16 protein-coding genes are annotated in these 19,414 nt (G+C 54.0%); 8 read left to right on the top strand and 8 right to left on the bottom strand.

From position 1 onward, the window contains the following. Positions 1 to 53: 53 nt before the first annotated feature. The 4 genes from AC4IE8_RS10255 (at position 54) to AC4IE8_RS10240 (ending at position 3,725) form a co-directional block, all read left to right on the top strand. Positions 54 to 1,397, top strand: a complete 1,344-nt coding sequence (locus AC4IE8_RS10255; RefSeq protein WP_068994773.1) for a heterodisulfide reductase-related iron-sulfur binding cluster — start codon at positions 54 to 56, stop codon at positions 1,395 to 1,397. Positions 1,398 to 1,519: 122 nt separating this feature from the next. After that, on the top strand, positions 1,520 to 2,104 hold the full coding sequence (locus tag AC4IE8_RS10250) for a DUF3501 family protein (protein WP_068994772.1): 585 nt from the start codon (positions 1,520 to 1,522) through the stop codon (positions 2,102 to 2,104). Positions 2,105 to 2,456: 352 nt separating this feature from the next. Further along, on the top strand, positions 2,457 to 2,852 hold the full coding sequence (locus tag AC4IE8_RS10245; protein ID WP_083226215.1) for a DUF4398 domain-containing protein: 396 nt from the start codon (positions 2,457 to 2,459) through the stop codon (positions 2,850 to 2,852). Positions 2,853 to 2,891: 39 nt separating this feature from the next. Beyond that, positions 2,892 to 3,725, top strand: a complete 834-nt coding sequence (locus tag AC4IE8_RS10240) for an OmpA family protein (protein WP_068994769.1) — start codon at positions 2,892 to 2,894, stop codon at positions 3,723 to 3,725. A gap of 506 nt (positions 3,726 to 4,231) precedes the next feature. On the opposite strand, the gene AC4IE8_RS10235 is transcribed toward AC4IE8_RS10240, so the two are convergent. The 4 genes from AC4IE8_RS10235 to cysC form a co-directional block, all read right to left on the bottom strand. After that, the gene (locus tag AC4IE8_RS10235; protein WP_068994768.1) at positions 4,232 to 4,882 is read right to left on the bottom strand and encodes a PEP-CTERM sorting domain-containing protein; all 651 of its coding nucleotides are present in this window, start codon (positions 4,880 to 4,882) and stop codon (positions 4,232 to 4,234) included. A 194-nt stretch (positions 4,883 to 5,076) separates the two neighbouring features. Continuing rightward, the gene (locus AC4IE8_RS10230) at positions 5,077 to 6,099 is read right to left on the bottom strand and encodes an AI-2E family transporter (RefSeq protein WP_068994767.1); all 1,023 of its coding nucleotides are present in this window, start codon (positions 6,097 to 6,099) and stop codon (positions 5,077 to 5,079) included. Positions 6,100 to 6,113: 14 nt separating this feature from the next. After that, on the bottom strand, positions 6,114 to 6,512 hold the full coding sequence (locus AC4IE8_RS10225; protein ID WP_068994766.1) for a hypothetical protein: 399 nt from the start codon (positions 6,510 to 6,512) through the stop codon (positions 6,114 to 6,116). 15 nt (positions 6,513 to 6,527) lie between these two features. After that, entirely contained in the window at positions 6,528 to 7,136 is a 609-nt protein-coding gene (gene cysC / locus AC4IE8_RS10220) for an adenylyl-sulfate kinase (RefSeq protein ID WP_068994765.1), read from the bottom strand. 247 nt (positions 7,137 to 7,383) lie between these two features. On the opposite strand from cysC, the gene AC4IE8_RS10215 reads away from it, so the two are divergent. Continuing rightward, positions 7,384 to 8,583 carry a TraB/GumN family protein gene (locus AC4IE8_RS10215; RefSeq protein ID WP_068994764.1) on the top strand — a complete coding sequence of 400 codons (1,200 nt, stop codon included), beginning with the start codon at positions 7,384 to 7,386 and terminating at the stop codon, positions 8,581 to 8,583. A 19-nt stretch (positions 8,584 to 8,602) separates the two neighbouring features. On the opposite strand, the gene AC4IE8_RS10210 is transcribed toward AC4IE8_RS10215, so the two are convergent. The 3 genes from AC4IE8_RS10210 to AC4IE8_RS10200 are packed head-to-tail and all read right to left on the bottom strand — an operon-like array spanning position 8,603 to position 10,739. After that, positions 8,603 to 9,034 carry a GNAT family N-acetyltransferase gene (locus AC4IE8_RS10210; RefSeq protein WP_068994763.1) on the bottom strand — a complete coding sequence of 144 codons (432 nt, stop codon included), beginning with the start codon at positions 9,032 to 9,034 and terminating at the stop codon, positions 8,603 to 8,605. Beyond that, positions 9,031 to 10,272 carry a multifunctional CCA addition/repair protein gene (locus AC4IE8_RS10205; RefSeq protein ID WP_068994762.1) on the bottom strand — a complete coding sequence of 414 codons (1,242 nt, stop codon included), beginning with the start codon at positions 10,270 to 10,272 and terminating at the stop codon, positions 9,031 to 9,033. The genes AC4IE8_RS10210 and AC4IE8_RS10205 overlap by 4 nt, the downstream gene beginning before the upstream one ends. Beyond that, positions 10,272 to 10,739 carry a DUF4124 domain-containing protein gene (locus AC4IE8_RS10200; protein ID WP_068994761.1) on the bottom strand — a complete coding sequence of 156 codons (468 nt, stop codon included), beginning with the start codon at positions 10,737 to 10,739 and terminating at the stop codon, positions 10,272 to 10,274. The genes AC4IE8_RS10205 and AC4IE8_RS10200 overlap by 1 nt, the downstream gene beginning before the upstream one ends. Positions 10,740 to 11,166: 427 nt before the next feature. Here AC4IE8_RS10200 and AC4IE8_RS10195 point away from each other — a divergent pair, with 427 nt between their 5' ends. After that, entirely contained in the window at positions 11,167 to 11,490 is a 324-nt protein-coding gene (locus AC4IE8_RS10195) for a PilZ domain-containing protein (protein ID WP_068994760.1), read from the top strand. A gap of 139 nt (positions 11,491 to 11,629) precedes the next feature. On the opposite strand, the gene AC4IE8_RS10190 is transcribed toward AC4IE8_RS10195, so the two are convergent. Beyond that, on the bottom strand, positions 11,630 to 12,097 hold the full coding sequence (locus tag AC4IE8_RS10190) for a c-type cytochrome (RefSeq protein WP_068994759.1): 468 nt from the start codon (positions 12,095 to 12,097) through the stop codon (positions 11,630 to 11,632). Positions 12,098 to 12,221: 124 nt separating this feature from the next. Between AC4IE8_RS10190 and AC4IE8_RS10185 the strand changes: the two genes are divergently transcribed. Next, the gene (locus AC4IE8_RS10185) at positions 12,222 to 16,076 is read left to right on the top strand and encodes a DUF3683 domain-containing protein (RefSeq protein WP_490790945.1); all 3,855 of its coding nucleotides are present in this window, start codon (positions 12,222 to 12,224) and stop codon (positions 16,074 to 16,076) included. A gap of 379 nt (positions 16,077 to 16,455) precedes the next feature. Further along, positions 16,456 to 19,272 (top strand): phosphoenolpyruvate carboxylase, encoded by a 2,817-nt coding sequence (gene ppc, locus AC4IE8_RS10180; RefSeq protein ID WP_490790963.1) that lies wholly within the window; start codon positions 16,456 to 16,458, stop codon positions 19,270 to 19,272. Positions 19,273 to 19,414: the final 142 nt, after the last annotated feature.

Here is a 19,414-nt window from a genome sequence, read left to right as displayed (position 1 = left end):
ATTCGGCGGCCTCGGCGAGGGGCCGCCCGGCCTCAATGCAGGAGTAGATACCCATGGCAGCACCTACCGGTCAACGAGAAGGTAATCTGGAAGCCCCGACACGGCATCCAATCGACTGGAAAAACCCCGAATACTACAACGAACAGAGCTTAATGGAAGAGCTGGAACGGGTCTTCGATCTGTGCCATGGCTGTCGACGCTGCGTCAGCCTCTGTCAAAGCTTTCCCAGTCTGTTCGATCTGGTGGATGAATCGGAGACCATGGAGGTCGATGGTGTTGCCAAAGAGGATTACTGGCAGGTGGTGGATCACTGCTACCTGTGTGACCTCTGTTATATGACCAAATGTCCCTATGTACCGCCTCACGAATGGAATATCGACTTTCCACACCTGATGCTGCGGGCGAAAGCGGTGAAGTACAAAAAAGGCGACGTCAAACTGCGCGACCGGCTACTCACCAGCACCGACAACCTGGGCAAACTGGCCGGCATTCCGATTGTCTCCGGCGTGGTCAACCAATTCAACAAAGCGAAGAATTTCCGTGAAATCCTGGATCACGCACTAGGTGTCCACCCCGATGCGAAACTCCCCGAATTTCACAGCAAGCCGCTACGTAAACGCTTGGCTGGGAAAGTTGCCATCGATGCACAGGGCACCCCGGCGGGCACCACCCAAGGTAAAGTCGCCCTGTTCGGCACCTGTTACGGCAACTACAACGAACCCCATGTGGGTGAGGACCTGGTGGCGGTATTCGAACACAACGACATCCCGGTAACCCTGGCTGAAAAAGAGCAATGTTGTGGCATGCCCAAACTCGAATTGGGCCATCTGGACGCGGTAGAGGCCGCTAAGGATGCCAATATTCCGGTACTGGCCAAACTGGTGGATCAGGGTTGGGATATCGTCGCACCGGTACCTTCCTGTGCCCTGATGTTCAAACAGGAGCTGCCGCTGCTGTTTCCCGATGATCCTGACGTCAAAAAAGTCGCCGATGCGGTTTTCGACATCTTCGAGTATCTGATGATCAGACACAAATCGCAGCTACTGAAAACTGACTTCAAACAGGGCCTCGGCAAGGTGGCCTACCATGCCGCCTGCCACCAGCGGGTGCAGAATGTGGGCGCCAAGACAAAAGAGGTGCTAAGCCTGATCCCTGATACCCAGGTCACAGCCATCGAACGCTGCTCCGGCCATGATGGCACCTATGCCGTGAAAAGCGAGTTTCACAAACATGCCATGAAGATAGGCAAGCCGGTGGTCAACCGGGTAAAACAGGCGGAAGCCGACTGTTATGGCAGTGACTGCCCGATGGCGGGCCACCATATCGAAAATGGCCTCAGAGATGGCAGACAGCCACAACATCCGATCAGCCTGATGCGTCAGGCCTATGGTCTATAGAACGAATAAAACGGAGAACAACAAATGGCAAATGAAGGCTATCGCAAGCCGCTAGATCCGCTTAGCGATGAAACCCGTTTATGGAAAAAACCTTTGCACAAGATTGATTTCAGGAGCGCCTCATGACCCAGCTTTCCCATGAAGACCTCTACAGCCTCGAAGAGTATTCCCGTATTCGCCAGGAGTTCAGGACCCGCGTCATAGACCACAAAAAAAGCCGTAGATTACCGATCGGACCTCACGCCGCGCTCTATTTCGAGGATGAGCTGACGATGCAGTATCAGATTCAGGAGATGTTGCGCATCGAACGTATATTTGAACACGATGGCATCCAGGACGAACTGGATGTCTACAATCCTCTGATCCCCGACGGCACCAACTGGAAGGCCACATTCATGATGGAGTATGACGATGTGGAAGAGCGTAAACAGGCGCTGGCAAAACTGATTGGTATCGAAAACGCTATCTGGTTTGCAGTTGAAGGCCATGAAAAGATCCGCCCGATTGCCAATGAGGATCTTGAACGCACAACGGAAGATAAAACTTCAGCGGTCCACTTCATCCGTTTCGAATTGACTGACGGGATGATCGAGAGCCTGAAAAACGGCGCCAAGCTATCCGCCGGAATTGATCATGCAGAGTATAATTATACAATTGATGGGTTGGACTCCACCGTTAAAAACTCACTGATCAGTGACCTGAACTGATCGAATGGCCCATCGGTAGCACATCAGAATCCGATGGGCCACTCCTGTAATCAGCGTGCGGAATCGTTATAAATCGTCAAATTACAGTCTTCAAACCTCTACGATCATTCAGTTCTGAGGTATCCTCACAGATTAACGAAGCTCAGTTTTCTGTCGTAAAGCCAATGCATAAGGGACCCTGCTCGGGACCTAAGACCTCGCTTTAACCAATGCCTGGTTGACGGATCAGACAAAGCCTCGAATAATCGACGCTAAGTGTTTCGTCTCTCTGAGACCGGATGGCTTTTCGGGAGACGGCACCAAGCACACTATAAAATCCACAGTTGCTGGTTCAAACAGAAGGAATAACATCATGCTGAACTCTGTAATACCAAATTGGCGGGCACTCACTCTACCCGCAATCCTTACTATGATGTTCATCGCATTGCCTGGATGCAGCTCAGCGCCAAAACCTGTCGCGGAGATGTCTGCAGCGGAAACCGCTCTGAATGCGGCGGAGAATGAAGATGCCACCAAACATGCACCTGTACGCATGGATCGGGCCAGGCAGAAGATTAAGCAGGCCAAACTCGAATTGGCCAAAGAGAACTACGAATCAGCAAAAAGGCTTGCAGAAGAGGCCCAGGCAGACGCGGAACTGGCCAAGGCCATTTCATCCAAGGCGGAAGCAGACAGAGCCGTAAGCGAACTCGAAAACAGCATCAAGGTGCTGAGAGAAGAGATCATGCGTGCCAGAAAAAGGCAGTGACAGCCCCACACATAATCAGATTCTGATGGAGAACACACCATGTCCCGCATAGCTAACCGTTTGACGATCTTCGCTGCACTCGCCCTGTTACTCATCGCCTGCAGTTCCACTCAGAAAAGCCAAGCCCTGCTGGATGCAGAGCAAGCCTACGCCGAAGCAAAACAGAATGAGGATATACTGCGCCATGCTCCGGCCGAGCTGGAGAGAGCAGAGCAGGCTCTGGCTCGTGCAGCGGTTGCCGACAACGAAGAGGATATGAACTCACTCACCTACGTCGGTACCTCCCGAATCGAGACCGCCCGGGCGATCGCTGCCCGCAAAACGGCCAACAACAGGCTTCTGGAGTTGGGTGAAGTGAAAAACAAGGAGCGCTTGAAAGCAAGGGAGATTGAAATCCAGCTTGAACAGCAGGCCAAGGCCGAAGCGCTTCGTGAAAAGGAGTCTGCGCTGATGGAGCGGGAGCAGGCACTGGCCAAGGCCGAGGCACTGCGTCTTGAGCTTGAAGAGCTGCAGGCCCTGAAGACGGAACGCGGTATGGTCATGACTCTGGGTGACGTACTTTTCTCGTCGGGTAAAACCGATCTGCTTCCCGGCGCCATGAGCACCATCGACAAACTGGCGTCGTTTCTGGGCGAATATCCGGAAAAGACCGTGCTGATCGAGGGCCACACCGACAACGTGGGTACCGAAGAGTACAATCTGGATCTCTCGGAACGACGCGCGCTATCCGTCAAGGAGGCGCTGGTTCAGGTTGGTGTAGACGCCTCCAGAATCGACACCCTAGGACTGGGTGAATCCACACCGATTACCGATAACACGACCGCTGCCGGCCGCTTGAAAAACCGCCGGGTGGAAATCGTCATTCGGGATTGACGTTACGCGCTGCGGACAACTTCGCGGCTGTTTGGGATATCTTCAAATGGTGCAGGGTACACCCGTACCGTTTGCAGATAGAGAGAATCCCGATGGTCGCGAATGATCACCAATCAATGCGGCTTCTCACCAATTACTCAACAGGGCCCGGTGCGTTAGCACTTCGTCATCCCGCATAAGATCTCCTCCCCTATTGCAAGACAAGATAGAGTCATTAAAAGAAATCGGGTTGCTTCCGTATAGCCTGCCTTTTACGAAGCTTTTACGATTTACTGGCCACAATGAAATGCACGCATTTTGCCCTTTTCAGCAAATCGGCAATTGCAGCCAATAGCAATCTCACCCTCTGAGTGGGTAGGGCCCACAATCCAAATGATTGGAACTTATTCCGGAGAATGTTGGCGTAAGAAGCTAAACAGATTAATCAGGATAAAAAAAGCCGCCTGAATAGGCGGCTTAATGTCGTTCTAATGGAGGAGAACTTTCAACTAAAATCGTGTTTCAGACTACTTCTTTTTGCGCGCCAATCTGCCGGCACCGATTCCGATCAGACCCATACCGAGCAGTGCCATGGTACCTGGCTCAGGTACTTTACTGATGCGGAATTTTTGCGAGACGTTGCCATAATGCTCAGCCACACGCACCATCGGAGCTTCGAAGTCCTGGCCGATGTAGATGCCTGTACCTTCAACCAGGGATGCCGGCTCACCTGCAAACAGCGGGCTCCAGAGACTGAAGTCGAGTACGGCATAGTACTGAGTGTTCAGTGAGAAGTTGAAACCGTCATAACCTCCACCGGCAAACGCATCAAAATAGATGTAGTCGCGACTACCACCTACATCTTGCAGCACGGTGAGATCGTCACGGCGTTCAAAACTGACTTCAACCACACTGTCACTTTCCAGTTCAGTGAGGAAGATACGGCCGCCCCAGTTGCCCCGGATCACGTCACCGAAATCGTTACCGGTCCAACGGACTGACCATTCATCATAAGACTCGTTACTCCAGATGTAATAACCTGCTGCATTATTGCGGCTGTTGCCTGGATTGTTGCCGAAATCAGCTACTGTCTCGATGGTGTTGATGGGATAGGCCTGTGCAGCGCTGCTCAGGCAGAGAGCAGCAAACATCAGAACCGAGCTAAGAATTTTCTTCATGTTTTTGAACCTCAGTAAAACCTGTAACCTACGTTTTGCAAGATAGTTAGCAACACTTGTGCCAAGATTTTATCTCATTGATTTGAAGGCACTTTTTTTAGAGGTTTCGACGGTGAAAATTCAGATTGTCAAATAATCCGACACCGGAAAAGAATTAAAAGCTGCATCAGACACTAAGCGAACTGTTCGAGAGATTATCCCAACATTGCCGCATAGCCTCGAGTATCCTGATTGCTATCAAGCACAATTTTCATGGTCATGGTCAATGGCACCGATAGAAACATCCCCACCGGACCCAGAATCCACCCCCAGAAAACCAAAGAGATGAACACAATCAAAGGCGACAACCCAAGCCCCTTACCCATGAAACGAGGTTCGATACCGTTACCGACCACGCTGTTTATGATCAGATAGCCAGCTGCGGCCCACGCCGCCATCTGCGGACCCAGTTGAATCAAGGCCAGCAAAACCGCTGGAACAGCAGCGATGATCGAACCGATGTTGGGGACATAGTTGAAGAGAAATGCCAAGGTACCCCAGAGCAGTGGGTAATCAACCCCGAGCAGTGCCAACAACACCGCAACCAGAACGCCGGTCAGCAAACTGGTGGAGGTTTTGATCACCATATAGCGTTTAATACTCGATGTGATCGCCTCAATTCTGGCCAGGGAGCGCTCGGGACTCTCCGCATGATCCTTAAGCTTGGCCTGAAACGCATTCGCCTCGAACAGCATAAAGATAACCGTAATGAGAATCAGAAAGGCTTGGGTCAGCACATTACCCAAACTGCTCATCAGGCTGCCCGCCAGAGCCATAGCTTTCGCCGGATCGAAATAGGTTGTCAGGGCCTTCAGCTCCAGCTCCACACCCTGCTCACCCAGCCAGCTGACCAGTCGTTGGCTCTGCTGTTTTAGGACCTCCTGGTAGCTTGGCAGATTACTGGTGAAATCGTTCAGCGACCCCCCCACCAACCAGGCCAGCATCAAACCGACGATAATGATCATGCCGACAACCGAGACCATCGCCAAACCACTCGGCACGCCTTTCTCTTTGAGAAAGAAGAGTGGTGGAGCGGCAATCACGGCAATAAACAGAGAGAGCAGAAACGGAATCAGCAGGGTCACTGCTGCTTTCATACCTGCGACAATGACCACAAAGGCAGCAGCAGAGAGTAGAAATCTGGTGGTTGGTGAGAACGGACGGTACTCTTCGATCATGGTTGCCGATCTCCCTATTTAAAAATCGGCACCGGGCTGTAGAGATGCCAGACCTCTCCCTCTTCGTCGTAGCGCCACTCCTGTTTGTCGATCATCTCTTTGAGTACTTGCGAGTCCTGTAACACATATTGAATCACCGCCGTCTGGATCGCCTTATCCTCACCAAGCATGGTTGGCCCCTGTACCACCTCGTAGTGGGTTACGCGGATGTTTTTCGAGACCGGCTTATACTCTTTGTCCTTATGGTCTGGAGGCAGGAAATTATAGGCCTGTTGCCCAGAGGTCCAGCGAATCGATGCCTCATAACTGCGTAGAATGTTCTCCAGGGATTCAGCCCGGGTGTGCTCTCCCAGAGTCTGGCAGGCGGCCAGCTGGATCAGAAATGGAATGAGGAAATAGTGCACTCTGCTCACAATACTGCTCCTGGTCTAAACCACTCGGTTGGGTATGACGCCTCGTAACTCCAATGAGTTGACGATCTCATCGACACAATCGGTCACCTCCCGGTCCGCCGTGCGGATGGTGATCTCCGGTTTGGCCGGGGGCTCATAGGGTGATGAGATACCGGTGAAATCCTTGATCTCACCTGCCCGTGCCCTCTTGTAGAGCCCTTTCACATCCCGCGATTCGCAGACCTCCAGCGGACAATCCACATAGACCTCGATGAAATCCCCATGGGGGAACAGTCCTCGCGCCCTGTCCCGGTCCTCCCGAAAGGGGGAGATGAAGGCGGTTAAGGAAATCACACCGGCATCCACAAACAGCTTTGCCATTTCCGCAATACGCCGGATATTCTCGGTACGATCTGCATCGCTGAATCCCAGATCCCCGCACAGCCCATGGCGTACATTGTCACCATCGAAGACATAGGTCCGACAACCGCGCTGGTAGAGCTCCTCTTCCAGAGCATGGGCCAGAGTGGATTTACCGGAACCGGAAAGGCCGGTGAACCAGAGCAGTTTCGCCCGGTGCTTGTTCATCTGCTCCCGCCGCTCGCGGGTTACTGTGGCTTGATGCCAAACAATATTATTTTGCATCGGAATCCATGATTTCAGATTGGATAAAACCTATCCGTAAGTTGGTAGCAAACTCTACCAGCTTACCTTCAGAGTCAGTAAGTTATCAGAGATCTGACCATTTTGGCAGCGGCAGTGACGAATCCGGCATTTGAGGCCCATCACTTTCAGTAGCCAGAAATCGGACCATTACCTCTGCAATCATACGTCCGTTCATCGGGTAAGGCTGTTACAATGTCGGGTTTTTGAAACGACCCAATCCATTACCATGACAGAAAACGACCGGGAACCTCAGAAGGAACTCCTTCTGGGAGAGAGTAAAATCACCCTACTGGGAACTGCCCACGTCTCTCGGAACAGCGCTGAAAAAGTAGAGGAGCTGCTGCAAACCGGCGACTACGATGCAGTCGCCGTGGAGCTCTGCCCCAGCCGCTTCAATGCACTGATCAACCCTGACGACCTGGCGAAGATGGATCTGTTCAAAGTGGTCAGGCAGGGCCGGGTGATGATGGTGATGGCAAACCTGGCATTGGGCGCCTATCAACAGCGACTGGCCAACCAGTTCGGTATTGCACCGGGCGCCGAACAGAGAGAGGCGATCCGCATCGCCCAGGAGTCAGATAAGCCTCTGCTGCTCATCGACCGGGAGATCAGCACCACGCTGAAGCGGGTTGCCGGTAATCTCTCCTGGTGGAAACGACTGACCCTGTTTGCCGGTCTGCTGACCAGTATCCTCTCCAAAGAGCAGGTCACTGAAGAGGAGATCGAGCATCTGAAAGAGGGCGATATCCTGGAGACCACCTTTGCGGAATTTGCCGAAGACCGACAGGATCTCTATCTGCCTCTGATCGATGAACGGGATCGGTATATGGCGGCAAGACTCAAACAGGAGATAGATCAGGCCGGTCATGAGAATCTGCTGGTGGTGATCGGGGCCGGGCATATGAACGGCATCGCCCGCTATCTGGAAGCCTCAGAACAGCAGACACCAACCACGACCATTGAGCAGCTTGACGAAGAACCCAGGCCCAGTCGCTGGCCAAAGATCATTCCCTGGGCCATCGCACTGCTGGTGGTTAGCGGTTTTATCATCGGTTTCAGCCGCAGTCCGGAGCTGGGCCTGGAACTGATTATGGACTGGGTATTGATCAATGGCGGCCTCTCCGCCCTGGGCGCACTGCTCGCAGCCGCCCATCCATTGACCATCCTGACCGCCTTTCTTGCTGCTCCCCTGACTTCCCTCAACCCGGCGGTAGGTGCCGGTATGGTGACCGCACTGGCCGAGGTGTTTCTGCGCAAACCCACCGTGGCGGACTTCAGTCAGCTTCGGGACGACACCACCACAGCCAAAGGTTGGTGGCACAACCGGGTCTCCCGCACCTTGCTGGTGTTTCTGTTCAGCACCATCGGCTCGGCGGCGGGCACTTATATCGCCGGTTTCAGGATTTTTGACCGTCTGGTCGGTTGAGGAATATTACGCCGCTCACTCAGTCGCTCCCGTTTAGGGATGCGGCGAAGTGAAAACCGGTCTTTGGCATGCTTTCACGCTCGTAAAAACGGTGGGCCAGCTCTCTTTGCAGCCCGGAATCACAATGAATTTGCCGGCAGCCCTGCTGTTCCGCCTCTCTTTTAAGCCAATCCAGTAACGCAGCGCCATTTCCCCGCGAGCGCCTCTCTGCCCGGGTAACGAAATCGTCGATATAGAGAAATCGCCCCCAGGCGAGATTCTCCGAAACCCGATAGCCCGCCAGACAGACCGGACCGGCATCCTCAAGCAGCATGACAAGCCGGTAACCCGACTGCTGCTGATCGAGCACCCGACTGACAAACTCAGATTCCCCGATGTGGGGACGCAATTCCGCCATCACCGGATAACAGAGCTGAATCTCCTGGTTTGTCTCCGCAAGTCTGATCGTCACTGTTGCTGGCACTCCTGTTGTTGTTTAACGCTATTCATGACTGCGGCAATCTTCGTACTTCTGGCCTGTCTCATGGCAACCCCCACCATCGGTCCGATAAGCCCTTTTGGCAACTGTTTCGAATCCACGCTGCAGGCAGCTTGATAGGCACTCATCAGGTCCCTGGCTTGTGGGTAGTCCTGATCTTCAAACCCTTCGCGCCCCTGAAAGTCAGCCTGACAGACCAATAAAAACCACTCCAGGTTCTGAGGCTTCCTGAAGGCATCCAGACCCTCAAGCAGTTTCAGCACGGTTTTCGGCCTCAACTCATAGAGGTGGTGCAGATGGGTATGATAAGTCGCCGCCCGTTGAGCCAGATCCGTAAAGCCGGAGGGGACCTTCAATCTACGGCCCAGGGTCTTGATCAATTCAGCGCCCCTGGCTTCATGGCCATGATGACTGGGCAGTATCTCTTTCGGCGTGGTCGCCTTACCCAGATCGTGAGTCAGGGTGGCGTAGCGAACCTCCACGGCAGAACTCAATCCGCAGGCCTTCTTCAATGCCATCATGGTATGGACGCCGCAATCCACTTCCGGGTGCCATCTGGTGGGTTGCGGCACACCCCACAGGTTATCGATTTCGGGAAGTATCCGGCTAAGCACACCCAGCTCACGAAGGCACTCAAAGAAACGTACCGGGCTTGCCTCAGCCAAAGCCCGACTGACCTCCTGCCAGACCCGTTCGGCGACCAGGTTGTCCAACTCACCAGCTTCTACCATAGCCCGAATCAACTCAACCGTTTGCGGGGCAATGGTGAATGGGGTGTCATTGTAACGCGCCATGAACCTGGCCAGCCGCAACACACGAACCGGGTCGTCTGAGAAGGCGCCGGAGACATGGCGCAACACCCGATTGTTCAGATCCTCAACCCCATCGAAAGGATCGATCAGATTGCCGGCACCATCTTGTGCGATTGCATTGATGGTCAAATCGCGGCGTGCAAGATCCTCCTCCAAGGTCACTCCGGGCTCAGCAACCACCGCGCCAGGCTGATGATCTTGGTGACGGAGTGTACGCGCCAAGGCATACTCTTCATTGGTTTGCGGGTGGAGAAAAACAGGAAAATCCCTGCCCACCTGGCGATAGCCTAAATCGAGCATCTCCGTCGGGGTTGCCCCGACAACCACATAATCTTTTTCTGTGACTAGCCTACCGAGTAATCGGTCCCTGACTGCCCCGCCAACCAGATAGATCTGCATCAATAACCACGTATTTTCTTTAGGCGCTTTTTGGCCTCGTCCAGCTCCCGTTGGGCCTTCTTGACTCGTTCGAAATACTCCGGCCGAATGAAACTCTTACCACCCTGAATATGTTGTCGGTCGTCATCACCGAGCTCTTCCATGGCCGTAAGCTGCTTCTCCGCCTCCTCAACTTCCTCCTCAGCTTTCGTCACACGATCCTTGCGTGCTGTGCTTTTTTCCAGCCGCTTCTCCTGTGCCTCCTCCATTGCCTTGCGGATCGCTCTGTTGCGCTCCATGGTATCGCTGATCGATTCCTCGGATGGACCTGGTTGGATTTCGACTCTTTCAACCTTTTTTGGATCTGCCGGAGGCGAGTCCGTATAGGTGACATTGCCATGCTCATCGACCGTCCGATAGACCTCGGCTGTCAAGGTCAATGGCAGTAGCAACACTACGGTAACCAACGGGTAGAGTTTTTTAACCATAAAGATTCCTTAGGGACTGATCGTTGTTTGACATTGACTGATTAGACATCAGGATAAGACTATTTTCGCACAACAATTAACCCGGCTTCACCTGTTATTAAGCCGGCACTGAAGTTATGATTTACAGAATGCATGGCTTTTTCTCCGGTAGACAACAGCCCCGTATTGGCCGGTCACTTTCAGGCGGCTCCACAGTGAGCCTTAGCAAAGTCATAAAAGCAGGAAAAAAAAGCCTGAATTTGGGCAATTTTGCCACTAATCCGGCCCAAGCCTGATAGATTACTATGCAGGTAATCGGGCTGCTGCCCTGCCAGCGAAAATTGCGCCGGCTCAAGGAAAGTCAACCGACGTCAATGTCCCGCTGACTCAGGTCACCGTTCGGTTGTGATAGAGATTCTCTTGCCGTCACTTATGGGGAGACCATAGCATGAACGACTTTTCAGAAAAGCGCAGCTTCTACCGCATGGCTGTGAACGGACCAGTCAAATTTCGTGTCAACGGTGACAGCACAGTCTCCACCGGCAGTGTCCTCAATCTAAGCAGCAGCGGCCTGCTGATCGCCTCGGAGCAGGAGGTGCCGGTGAACAGCAGCATGACCGTTCAGATTACGCCAAACCAGGCAATCACCCCGCCTTTGACGGCACAAGTGGAGGTGGTACGAAATGAGCCGGATGACGCGGTTGGAAATCGAATCGCCTGTCGAATCATCAAACTCCTGGCGGATGATGAGGCAGGCCCCGGGTTCTCCTGACATCAACCAGGAAGATACCAGGCCAGACTCTTCCTAATCTGAAACTACTTCGTTTCTCTTCTCCAGCCTGGGATACCAGACTCGCGACACAGGCAGGTCAAGCTGATGCTGCCGATGAACACCAGCAGACCGGCCCGGTTCAGTTCTTATATTTTTTATGGCAGGCCTTACAACTCTTGCCGGTCTCTTTCAGTGCTGCCCCCATACTGCCCTTGTCTCCACCCTGAACCGCTTTCTCAAGAGCCTGGGCAGCGCTACCAAAATCCTGGTATTTACTTTCAAAGTCTTCAAAGTCCATCCAGATCTCGGCCAGTGCATCACTTTCATCAGACTCAGAGTCCTCCGGAAAACCATTCATCAGCTTGAATTTGGAGGCATTGGACAACTCCTCGGCGTGGGCGGCAAAGCGCGCCTTATCAAACTCGGTTTTACCCTTCATCATGTCGCCCATGGCTTTCATGTTCCAACTGAAGACATTCATCACGCCCTGTCGATACTCCACCGCCTTCTCCACCTCCCCGGCAACAACTGGAACCGAGTTGTGTAGAAGCAGGAAAGTTGCTGATAATCCTAATGTTCTGGCAATCAGGCTATGTTTACTTTTCATTATTTCACCCCATAGATAGATTGAAGATCGATATTATTGATAAATTCTATAGTTATAAACTTAAGACCCATTGTTTTTTTAGGTTACAATAGGGCGTTTCGCTTCTGGAACTATCCTGCATTCGATGAACAAGCAGCCCACTGCGCGGATTCGAGAAATCCCATATAACTATACCTCCTTCTCTGACCGGGAGATCGTTATCCGGTTCCTCGGTAAACCCATGTGGACCCTGATCGAGGAGTTGAGAGGTACCCGACGCACTGGCCGTTCCGCAAGAATGCTGTTTGAGATTCTGGGTGATATGTGGGTGGTCAGCCGCAACCCCTACCTGCAGGATGACTTGCTGGATAATGAGCAGCGCAGGAAGGCACTGATCGAGGCTTTAAATCATCGATTGGTACAGTTTGAAGCCAGGGCCAACAACAACCAGCAGGCACTGGAACTGCATGCCGCCACCCGCAGCGCCGTTGATCAGTTTGCCCGCCGTTTCGATGATCTGCTCGAACTGCGCCGGCGAACCAAGCGTAACCTGATCGGTCTGACCCGCCCGGATAACATCGACTTCAGCGGTCTGGCCCGGGTATCCCATGCAACAGATGCCACCGACTGGCGTGTGGAGATCCCTTTTGTGGTGATCACCCCGGACCGGGAAGAGGAGGTGGCACCGATCGTCAAGGCCTGTATCGACTCCGGCCTGACCCTGATTCCCCGTGGCGGCGGCACCGGCTACACCGGCAGTGCCGTCCCCCTGGATCCACACAGCGCGGTGATCAACACGGAAAAGCTCGATGGAATCGCCGAGATCGAGTCGAGCAGCCTTCCCGGTGTCGAACAGACGGTACCCACCATCCTGGTCGGCTCCGGCGTGGTGACCCGCCGGGTGTCAGAAAAAGCGGATGCCAAAGGTCTCGCCTTTGCTGTCGATCCCACCTCCCAGGATGCATCAACCATTGGTGGCAATATTGCCATGAATGCCGGCGGCAAAAAGGCGGTGTTATGGGGCACCACCCTCGATAACCTGGCCAGCTGGCGGATGGTCACTCCCCAAGGGGAGTGGCTGGAGATCGAACGGCTCAACCACAACCTGGGCAAGATTCACGATCAGCCGGAAGTCAGCTTCAGACTCACCCGCTACGACAGCAGCGGCAAGAAGCCGCTGGGTGAAGCGCAAACCCTGAGCATGCCCGGTCAGGCCTTCCGCAAAGTGGGGCTGGGAAAGGATGTTACCGATAAGTTTCTCTCCGGCCTGCCCGGCGTGCAGAAAGAGGGCTGTGACGGCCTGATCACCTCGGCCCGGTTTGTTCTGCATCGCATGCCCAAGCAGGTCCGCACCCTCTGTCTCGAGTTTTTTGGCGCCGATATCGGTAATGCGGTCCCGGCAATCGTTGAGCTCACGGATTATCTGAACAAACACGAGGAAGTACTGCTCGCCGGTCTGGAGCATCTGGATGAACGCTATCTGAAAGCGGTCAAGTACTCCACCAAGGCGGCCAGGCATGAACGGCCCAAGATGGTTCTGCTGGCCGACCTGGTCAGCGATAACCTGGCACTGCTGGAGTCCGCCGCCGATGAGGTGGTACGCATGACCCGGGCGCGGGAAGGGGAGGCGTTTATCGCCAGCAGTCCCGAGGCACGGCGCAACTTCTGGCTCGACCGCTCACGCACCGCTGCCATCTCAGCCCATACCAACGCCTTCAAAATCAATGAAGACGTGGTCATTCCTCTGGACAAACTGGCCGACTACAGTCGTGGTATCGAGCGGATCAATATCGAGGAATCGATCCGCAACAAGATTACAATTGCAGATGAAGTCTTGGCCTACCTGGTTGGTGACCACTCACTTCGTAACGCAGATGACGACTTTGAGGCGAGCGATGAGAACCGCTCCATTCTGCAGGCCAAACTCGATCTGGCCAAACAGGCGGTAGAACAGGCAAGAAACCGCTGGCACACCCTATTGAGCCGTATCGAAGCCTCGGCGGAGGAAAATATCGACCTGGTCAACGGCCTCGACAGGTCCCTGATCCGCAAGCATGACCGACTGCTGGATCTGCTGCTGAGACGGGATCTGGTTGTCTCCTACCGGACAGAGATCGCCACCCATCTGGATGAGATCTTCTCCGGCCAGGAGGTCAGGAATCTGCGCCTTGCAATGCGTGAAATCCATACCCGGTTACGCGACTCACGTCTGTTTGTAGCCCTGCACATGCATGCCGGGGATGGCAATGTACATACCAATATCCCAGTCCACTCGGACAACTATGCCATGTTGCAGCAGGCGGACCGGATCGTCGACCGCATCATGGACCTTGCACTCAGCCTGGATGGCGCCATCTCCGGGGAACACGGTATCGGCCTGACAAAGCTGCAGTATATGGAGCAGGAGAAGCTTGAAGCCTTTGCCGAGTACAAACAACAGGTCGATCCTGAAAGCCGCTTCAATCGGGGTAAACTGATCGCCGGAGCCGACCTGGAAATGGCCTACACCCCGTCGCTGCGATTGCTGGAACAGGAGGCGATCATTCTCGAGGAGAGTGAGCTTGGCACCCTCAATGATGAGATCAAGCACTGCCTGCGCTGTGGTAAATGCAAGCCGGTCTGTATGACCCATATCCCCAGGGCCAACCTGCTCTATTCGCCACGTAACAAGATTCTTGCCACCGGCCTGATCATCGAGGCCTTTCTCTATGAAGAGCAGACCCGACGAGGTATCTCCCTGCAACATTTCACCGAAATGAACGATGTTGCCGATCACTGCACTATCTGCCACAAGTGCGAAAGCCCCTGCCCGGTGAATATCGACTTCGGCGATGTCACCACCCTGATGCGCAAGATCCTCATCGACCGGGGTAAAAAACGCTCCAGTCTGGGCGCCAAGGCGGCCATGAGCTTTCTCAACATGACCCATCCGACGGCGATTCGCTGGATGCGCCGGGGCCTGGCTGAGTGGGGTTTCAAAGGTCTCAACCTGGGCCATGCTCTGGCTGCCAGAAGCGGACTTCTGAAGCAGCAGGATCAGCCACCCCATGCAACGACCGGCAACCCCAGGCCGCAAAGCCTGGTCGTGGAGATGCTGCAGAAACCGATCCGAGTCGAACCGCCGAAGCAGACCCTGCGGGACGCCCTCAAACTGGAGGATACCCATTCCGTACCGATCCTGCGCAACCCCGAACGGGTCAGTGAAGAGAGCGATGCCGTGTTCTATTTTCCGGGTTGCGGATCCGAGCGCCTGTTCAGCGAGATCGGTCTCGCCACCCTGGCGATGCTCAACGAGCTGGGTGCGGAAACCGTACTGCCACCCGGTTATCTCTGTTGCGGGTATCCGCAGACCGCTGCAGGTCTACATGCCAGAGGCCGGCGGATCACCACGGAAAACCGGGTACTGTTCCACCGCATCGCCAACACCCTCAACTACATGGACATCAAGACCGTGCTTGTCTCATGTGGCACCTGCATGGATCAGTTGCAGGCTTATCAGTTTGAAAAGATCTTTCCCGGCTGCCGGTTGCTCGATATTCATGAGTATATGATGGAGAAAGGGGTCTGCCTCGACGGTAAGCAGCAGACCGAGTATCTCTATCACGACCCCTGTCATACCCCGATCAAACAGTATAATCCGTTGCAGGTGGTCTCCGGTTTAACCGGCAAGCCGGTGGAGCTTAGCGATCGATGCTGCGGCGAAGCGGGCACCCTGGGCACCAGTCGCCCGGATATTGCCAACCAGTTGCGTTTCCGCAAAACGGAAGAGCTGAATAAAGGCATCCAGGCAATCAACACCAAAACAGCACAGTCGGCGGAGATCAAGCTGCTTACCAGCTGCCCCGCCTGTCAGCAAGGACTCAGCCGCTATACCGACGAGACAGGGCTGAAACCCCGATACCTGGTACTCGAAGTGATCGAGCAGCGACTCGGTGAACAGTGGCAACAGCAGTTCATAGATCAAGTGTTGAAAGACGGGATCGAGATGGTGTTGGTCTGATAGGTAAAAGGCCGCCAATCACTTCGAGTCAATCCCATCTCGGCCAGTTTGGCTGAAATTCAGAAGAAGATATTCCGCGAATAAATGCAAATCGGTATTCGTATGGCCGTTGCATTGCCAATGCATCAATAGGATTTGATCGTATCTTAATTAAAAAAGGCTGAAAGCGTGGCTTAGGATGAAAGTGTTAGAGAAATTCACAACACGCTTTCCTGCATAGCCAGCTTCCCACGATAGGTCAGGATTGAACAGTACCAATCCAAATTTGCGACAGCATTTGCGGACTATCAACAGATTTACCCCCGCTCTTTTGTGGTGTGGCTGGAGCTCAAGCCTGCTAATGTTTACTAAAGGATTCAGCGACAAAGATATACCGACCATGACCGACACTTTTACCAAAGCCTGTGTTAAACATGACAAGAATCTACGTAGCCGTGTGCGTCTGCTAGGTATACTACTGGGTGAGGTTCTGCAGGAACAGGTGGGTAAGGATACCTATACAGTGGTCGAGCGTTTGCGCAAGGGCTACATCAAACTGAATAACCAGCACGATGCTGCCCTCTACGATCGCCTCACCCGGCTGATTCTCTCCCTGCAACCGGAAACCCTCAGTGCCGTTGTCAGGGCTTTCAGTATCTATTTCGTACTGGTGAATATTGCAGAGGAGGCGTTTCTGCATCGCCAACGCAGACGTATCGCCGGCAAGGGCCAGGAGTTATGGCAGGGCTCATTCGACCATACCCTGCGGGCGTTTCATGCACAGGGTATTGAGCCTCAGCAGCTGCAGAGTATTCTCGATGATGCGGCCTACATTCCGGTATTCACGGCGCACCCAACCGAGTCCAAACGGTTGGTGATCATGAACCTGTTGCGCCGGATCTTTCTCACCAGCGAGGATCTGGATGCCCCAAAACGGCGACTTGAGCAACGCGAGGAGACCATTCGTTCACTCAAGACGCAGATTCAGACTCTGTGGAAAACAGAAGAGGTTCGGGCGGTTCGTCCCGAGGTACGCAATGAGATACGTCTGGGTCTTCACTATTTTCAAAGCAGCCTGTTTGACGCAGTACCTCAGGTCTATCGACGGCTTCGGGCCGGTATCGAACGCATCTATGGAGGACAGCCCGACTACCACGGAGTTCAGCTTTCACCCTTCATCCGCTTCGGATCCTGGATCGGTGGCGACCGGGACGGCAACCCCTTCGTTACACCGGAAGTTACCCGTCTGGCCCTGACCCTGCAGCAGCAGACCATCCTGCAGGAGTATATCCGCCGGGTGGACAGCCTGATTGCCGAACTGACTTTCTCCAACCGCTTTTGTAATCCCAACTGGGCCTTTACGGAGAGCCTGAAGTCCGACAACGAAATCTGCAAACAGCTGTTCTGCGACAACCCCCGGCGCTTCGAGGACGAGCCCTACCGGCGCAAGCTCTACATCATGCGTGAGCGATTGCGTCTGAGCATGCCTGCTTTGCCAAGCAAGACGCTTGAGGAGTCCAACCACGTCGGCGCCTATACCGATGAGCAGGCCTTCCAACGGGACCTGAAACTGATCTACAACTCTCTGTTGAGCCATGGTGATGGCGATGCGGCTGAGGGGGCCTTGCAGGAGCTGATACACCTGGCGGAAACCTTTGGTTTTTATCTGATGTCTCTGGACATTCGACAGGAGTCGAAACTGCACAGTGAAGCGGTGGCGGAAATCCTCAAACAGAGCGGCGACGCTGATGACTATCTGCAACTCGAACCCGAACAGAGACTGGCTCTGCTTGACGACAAAATCTGTAATGGACTGGCCAAGCCGTTGCAGCGGGACCGCTTATCGGATGAGACCCGGAAGATGTTGGCGGTATTCGATCTGATTGCGGAAACCCAAACCAGCATCAGCCCAAACGCGATTGGGCAATACGTGATCTCCATGACCCACCAGGCCAGTGACATCATGGAGGTGGCTCTGCTCGGCAGCCTGGCCGGACTGCTCGGCTTGCGACAGGGCAGCTGGTTCTGCCGACTGGAGATCTCTCCCCTGTTTGAAACCATCGACGACCTGAAGCGTTGTGAAGAGATTCTGCAAAGCCTGTTCAACAACCCCTGCTATCAGAATCTGCTGAATGCCAACCATCGACGCCAGGAGATCATGCTCGGTTATTCCGACTCTGCCAAGGATGGGGGCATCATGGCCTCTGCCTGGAATCTCTACCAGACACAGCAGCGGATCATCGACCTCGCAAACCGGGAAAAACTGCGCTGCCGACTGTTTCACGGCCGAGGAGGCACAGTAGGGCGGGGTGGCGGACCAACCCACCAATCGATCCTCGCCCAGCCGAAAAACACCGTCAACGGCGAAATCAAATTTACCGAACAGGGTGAAGTTCTCTCCTACAAGTACAGCAATCAGGAGACCGCCATCTACGAACTGACCATGGGTATCACCGGCCTGTTGAAGGCCAGTCAAGGCCTGGTAACCACAGTCAAGCGGGAGCGAAAGGACTACAGCCAAATCATGCAGGAGATCGCCGCGCTTGGCGAGCAACAGTTCCGAAAACTCACTGAACAGACCCCCGGATTTCTCGATTACTTCTACGAAGCGACCCCGGTCAATGAGATCGGCCTGATGAACATCGGCTCCAGGCCCTCCCATCGGACCAAGGGAAACCGTTCCAAATCCTCGGTAAGAGCGATCGCCTGGGTATTCGGCTGGGGACAGTCGAGGCAGAATCTACCGGGTTGGTATGGCATCGGCAGCGGTCTGGCCAACTGGCGCAAAAACAAGCCTGGCAGACTGAAGCAGCTTCGTACCATGTACCAGGAGTGGCCCTTCTTCCACGCCCTGCTGAATAACGCCCAGATGGCCCTGACCAAGTCGAACATGACCATCGCGCAAAAGTATGCCGATCTCTGTCTGGATAAACCAACCAGCCGAACGATCTTCGACATGATCAAGCGCGAGTACGAACTGACCTGTGCTGAAATTCTGACCATTGCCCAGCTGAATGAACTGCTGGATGACACCCCTGTTCTACAACAATCGATCCGTCGCAGAGACGCCTATCTGGATCCGCTTAATCACATTCAGCTGGAGTTGATCAAACACTACCGCTACAGCGGCCTGAGTGAAGAGCAGCAGGAGCTTTGGCTGACCCCCCTGTTACGCTCGATCAATGCCATCTCCGCCGGCTTACGCAATACCGGCTAGGGCTGAATGCGACTGAAAGTGAACGAATTGGTCGCTGGGTTAAATAGGATCCAAGCTTCCTCAACTCCCACAATTGTGAACAAGCCCAGATTTTAGCCCTGAAACAACCTGTAGATTCCAACGGATTCGCCGACTAATAGTC

It is taken from the genome of Candidatus Thiodiazotropha sp. AKAK2, from assembly GCF_058244685.1.
Note: the sequence above shows the minus strand (reverse complement) of the source record. Positions and strands in the feature narration are given on the sequence as shown.

What these genes read in the sequence shown, in the direction of transcription:
- AC4IE8_RS10200 (WP_068994761.1), bottom strand. Translation starts at nt 10,739, where the DNA reads ATGGTTAAAAAACTCTACCCGTTGGTTACCGTAGTGTTGCTACTGCCA.
- AC4IE8_RS10185 (WP_490790945.1), top strand. Translation starts at nt 12,222, where the DNA reads ATGAACAAGCAGCCCACTGCGCGGATTCGAGAAATCCCATATAACTAT.
- AC4IE8_RS10255 (WP_068994773.1), top strand. Translation starts at nt 54, where the DNA reads ATGGCAGCACCTACCGGTCAACGAGAAGGTAATCTGGAAGCCCCGACA.
- AC4IE8_RS10195 (WP_068994760.1), top strand. Translation starts at nt 11,167, where the DNA reads ATGAACGACTTTTCAGAAAAGCGCAGCTTCTACCGCATGGCTGTGAAC.
- AC4IE8_RS10240 (WP_068994769.1), top strand. Translation starts at nt 2,892, where the DNA reads ATGTCCCGCATAGCTAACCGTTTGACGATCTTCGCTGCACTCGCCCTG.
- AC4IE8_RS10190 (WP_068994759.1), bottom strand. Translation starts at nt 12,097, where the DNA reads ATGAAAAGTAAACATAGCCTGATTGCCAGAACATTAGGATTATCAGCA.
- AC4IE8_RS10235 (WP_068994768.1), bottom strand. Translation starts at nt 4,882, where the DNA reads ATGAAGAAAATTCTTAGCTCGGTTCTGATGTTTGCTGCTCTCTGCCTG.
- cysC (WP_068994765.1), bottom strand. Translation starts at nt 7,136, where the DNA reads ATGCAAAATAATATTGTTTGGCATCAAGCCACAGTAACCCGCGAGCGG.
- AC4IE8_RS10230 (WP_068994767.1), bottom strand. Translation starts at nt 6,099, where the DNA reads ATGATCGAAGAGTACCGTCCGTTCTCACCAACCACCAGATTTCTACTC.
- AC4IE8_RS10250 (WP_068994772.1), top strand. Translation starts at nt 1,520, where the DNA reads ATGACCCAGCTTTCCCATGAAGACCTCTACAGCCTCGAAGAGTATTCC.
- AC4IE8_RS10215 (WP_068994764.1), top strand. Translation starts at nt 7,384, where the DNA reads ATGACAGAAAACGACCGGGAACCTCAGAAGGAACTCCTTCTGGGAGAG.
- AC4IE8_RS10245 (WP_083226215.1), top strand. Translation starts at nt 2,457, where the DNA reads ATGCTGAACTCTGTAATACCAAATTGGCGGGCACTCACTCTACCCGCA.
- AC4IE8_RS10205 (WP_068994762.1), bottom strand. Translation starts at nt 10,272, where the DNA reads ATGCAGATCTATCTGGTTGGCGGGGCAGTCAGGGACCGATTACTCGGT.
- ppc (WP_490790963.1), top strand. Translation starts at nt 16,456, where the DNA reads ATGACCGACACTTTTACCAAAGCCTGTGTTAAACATGACAAGAATCTA.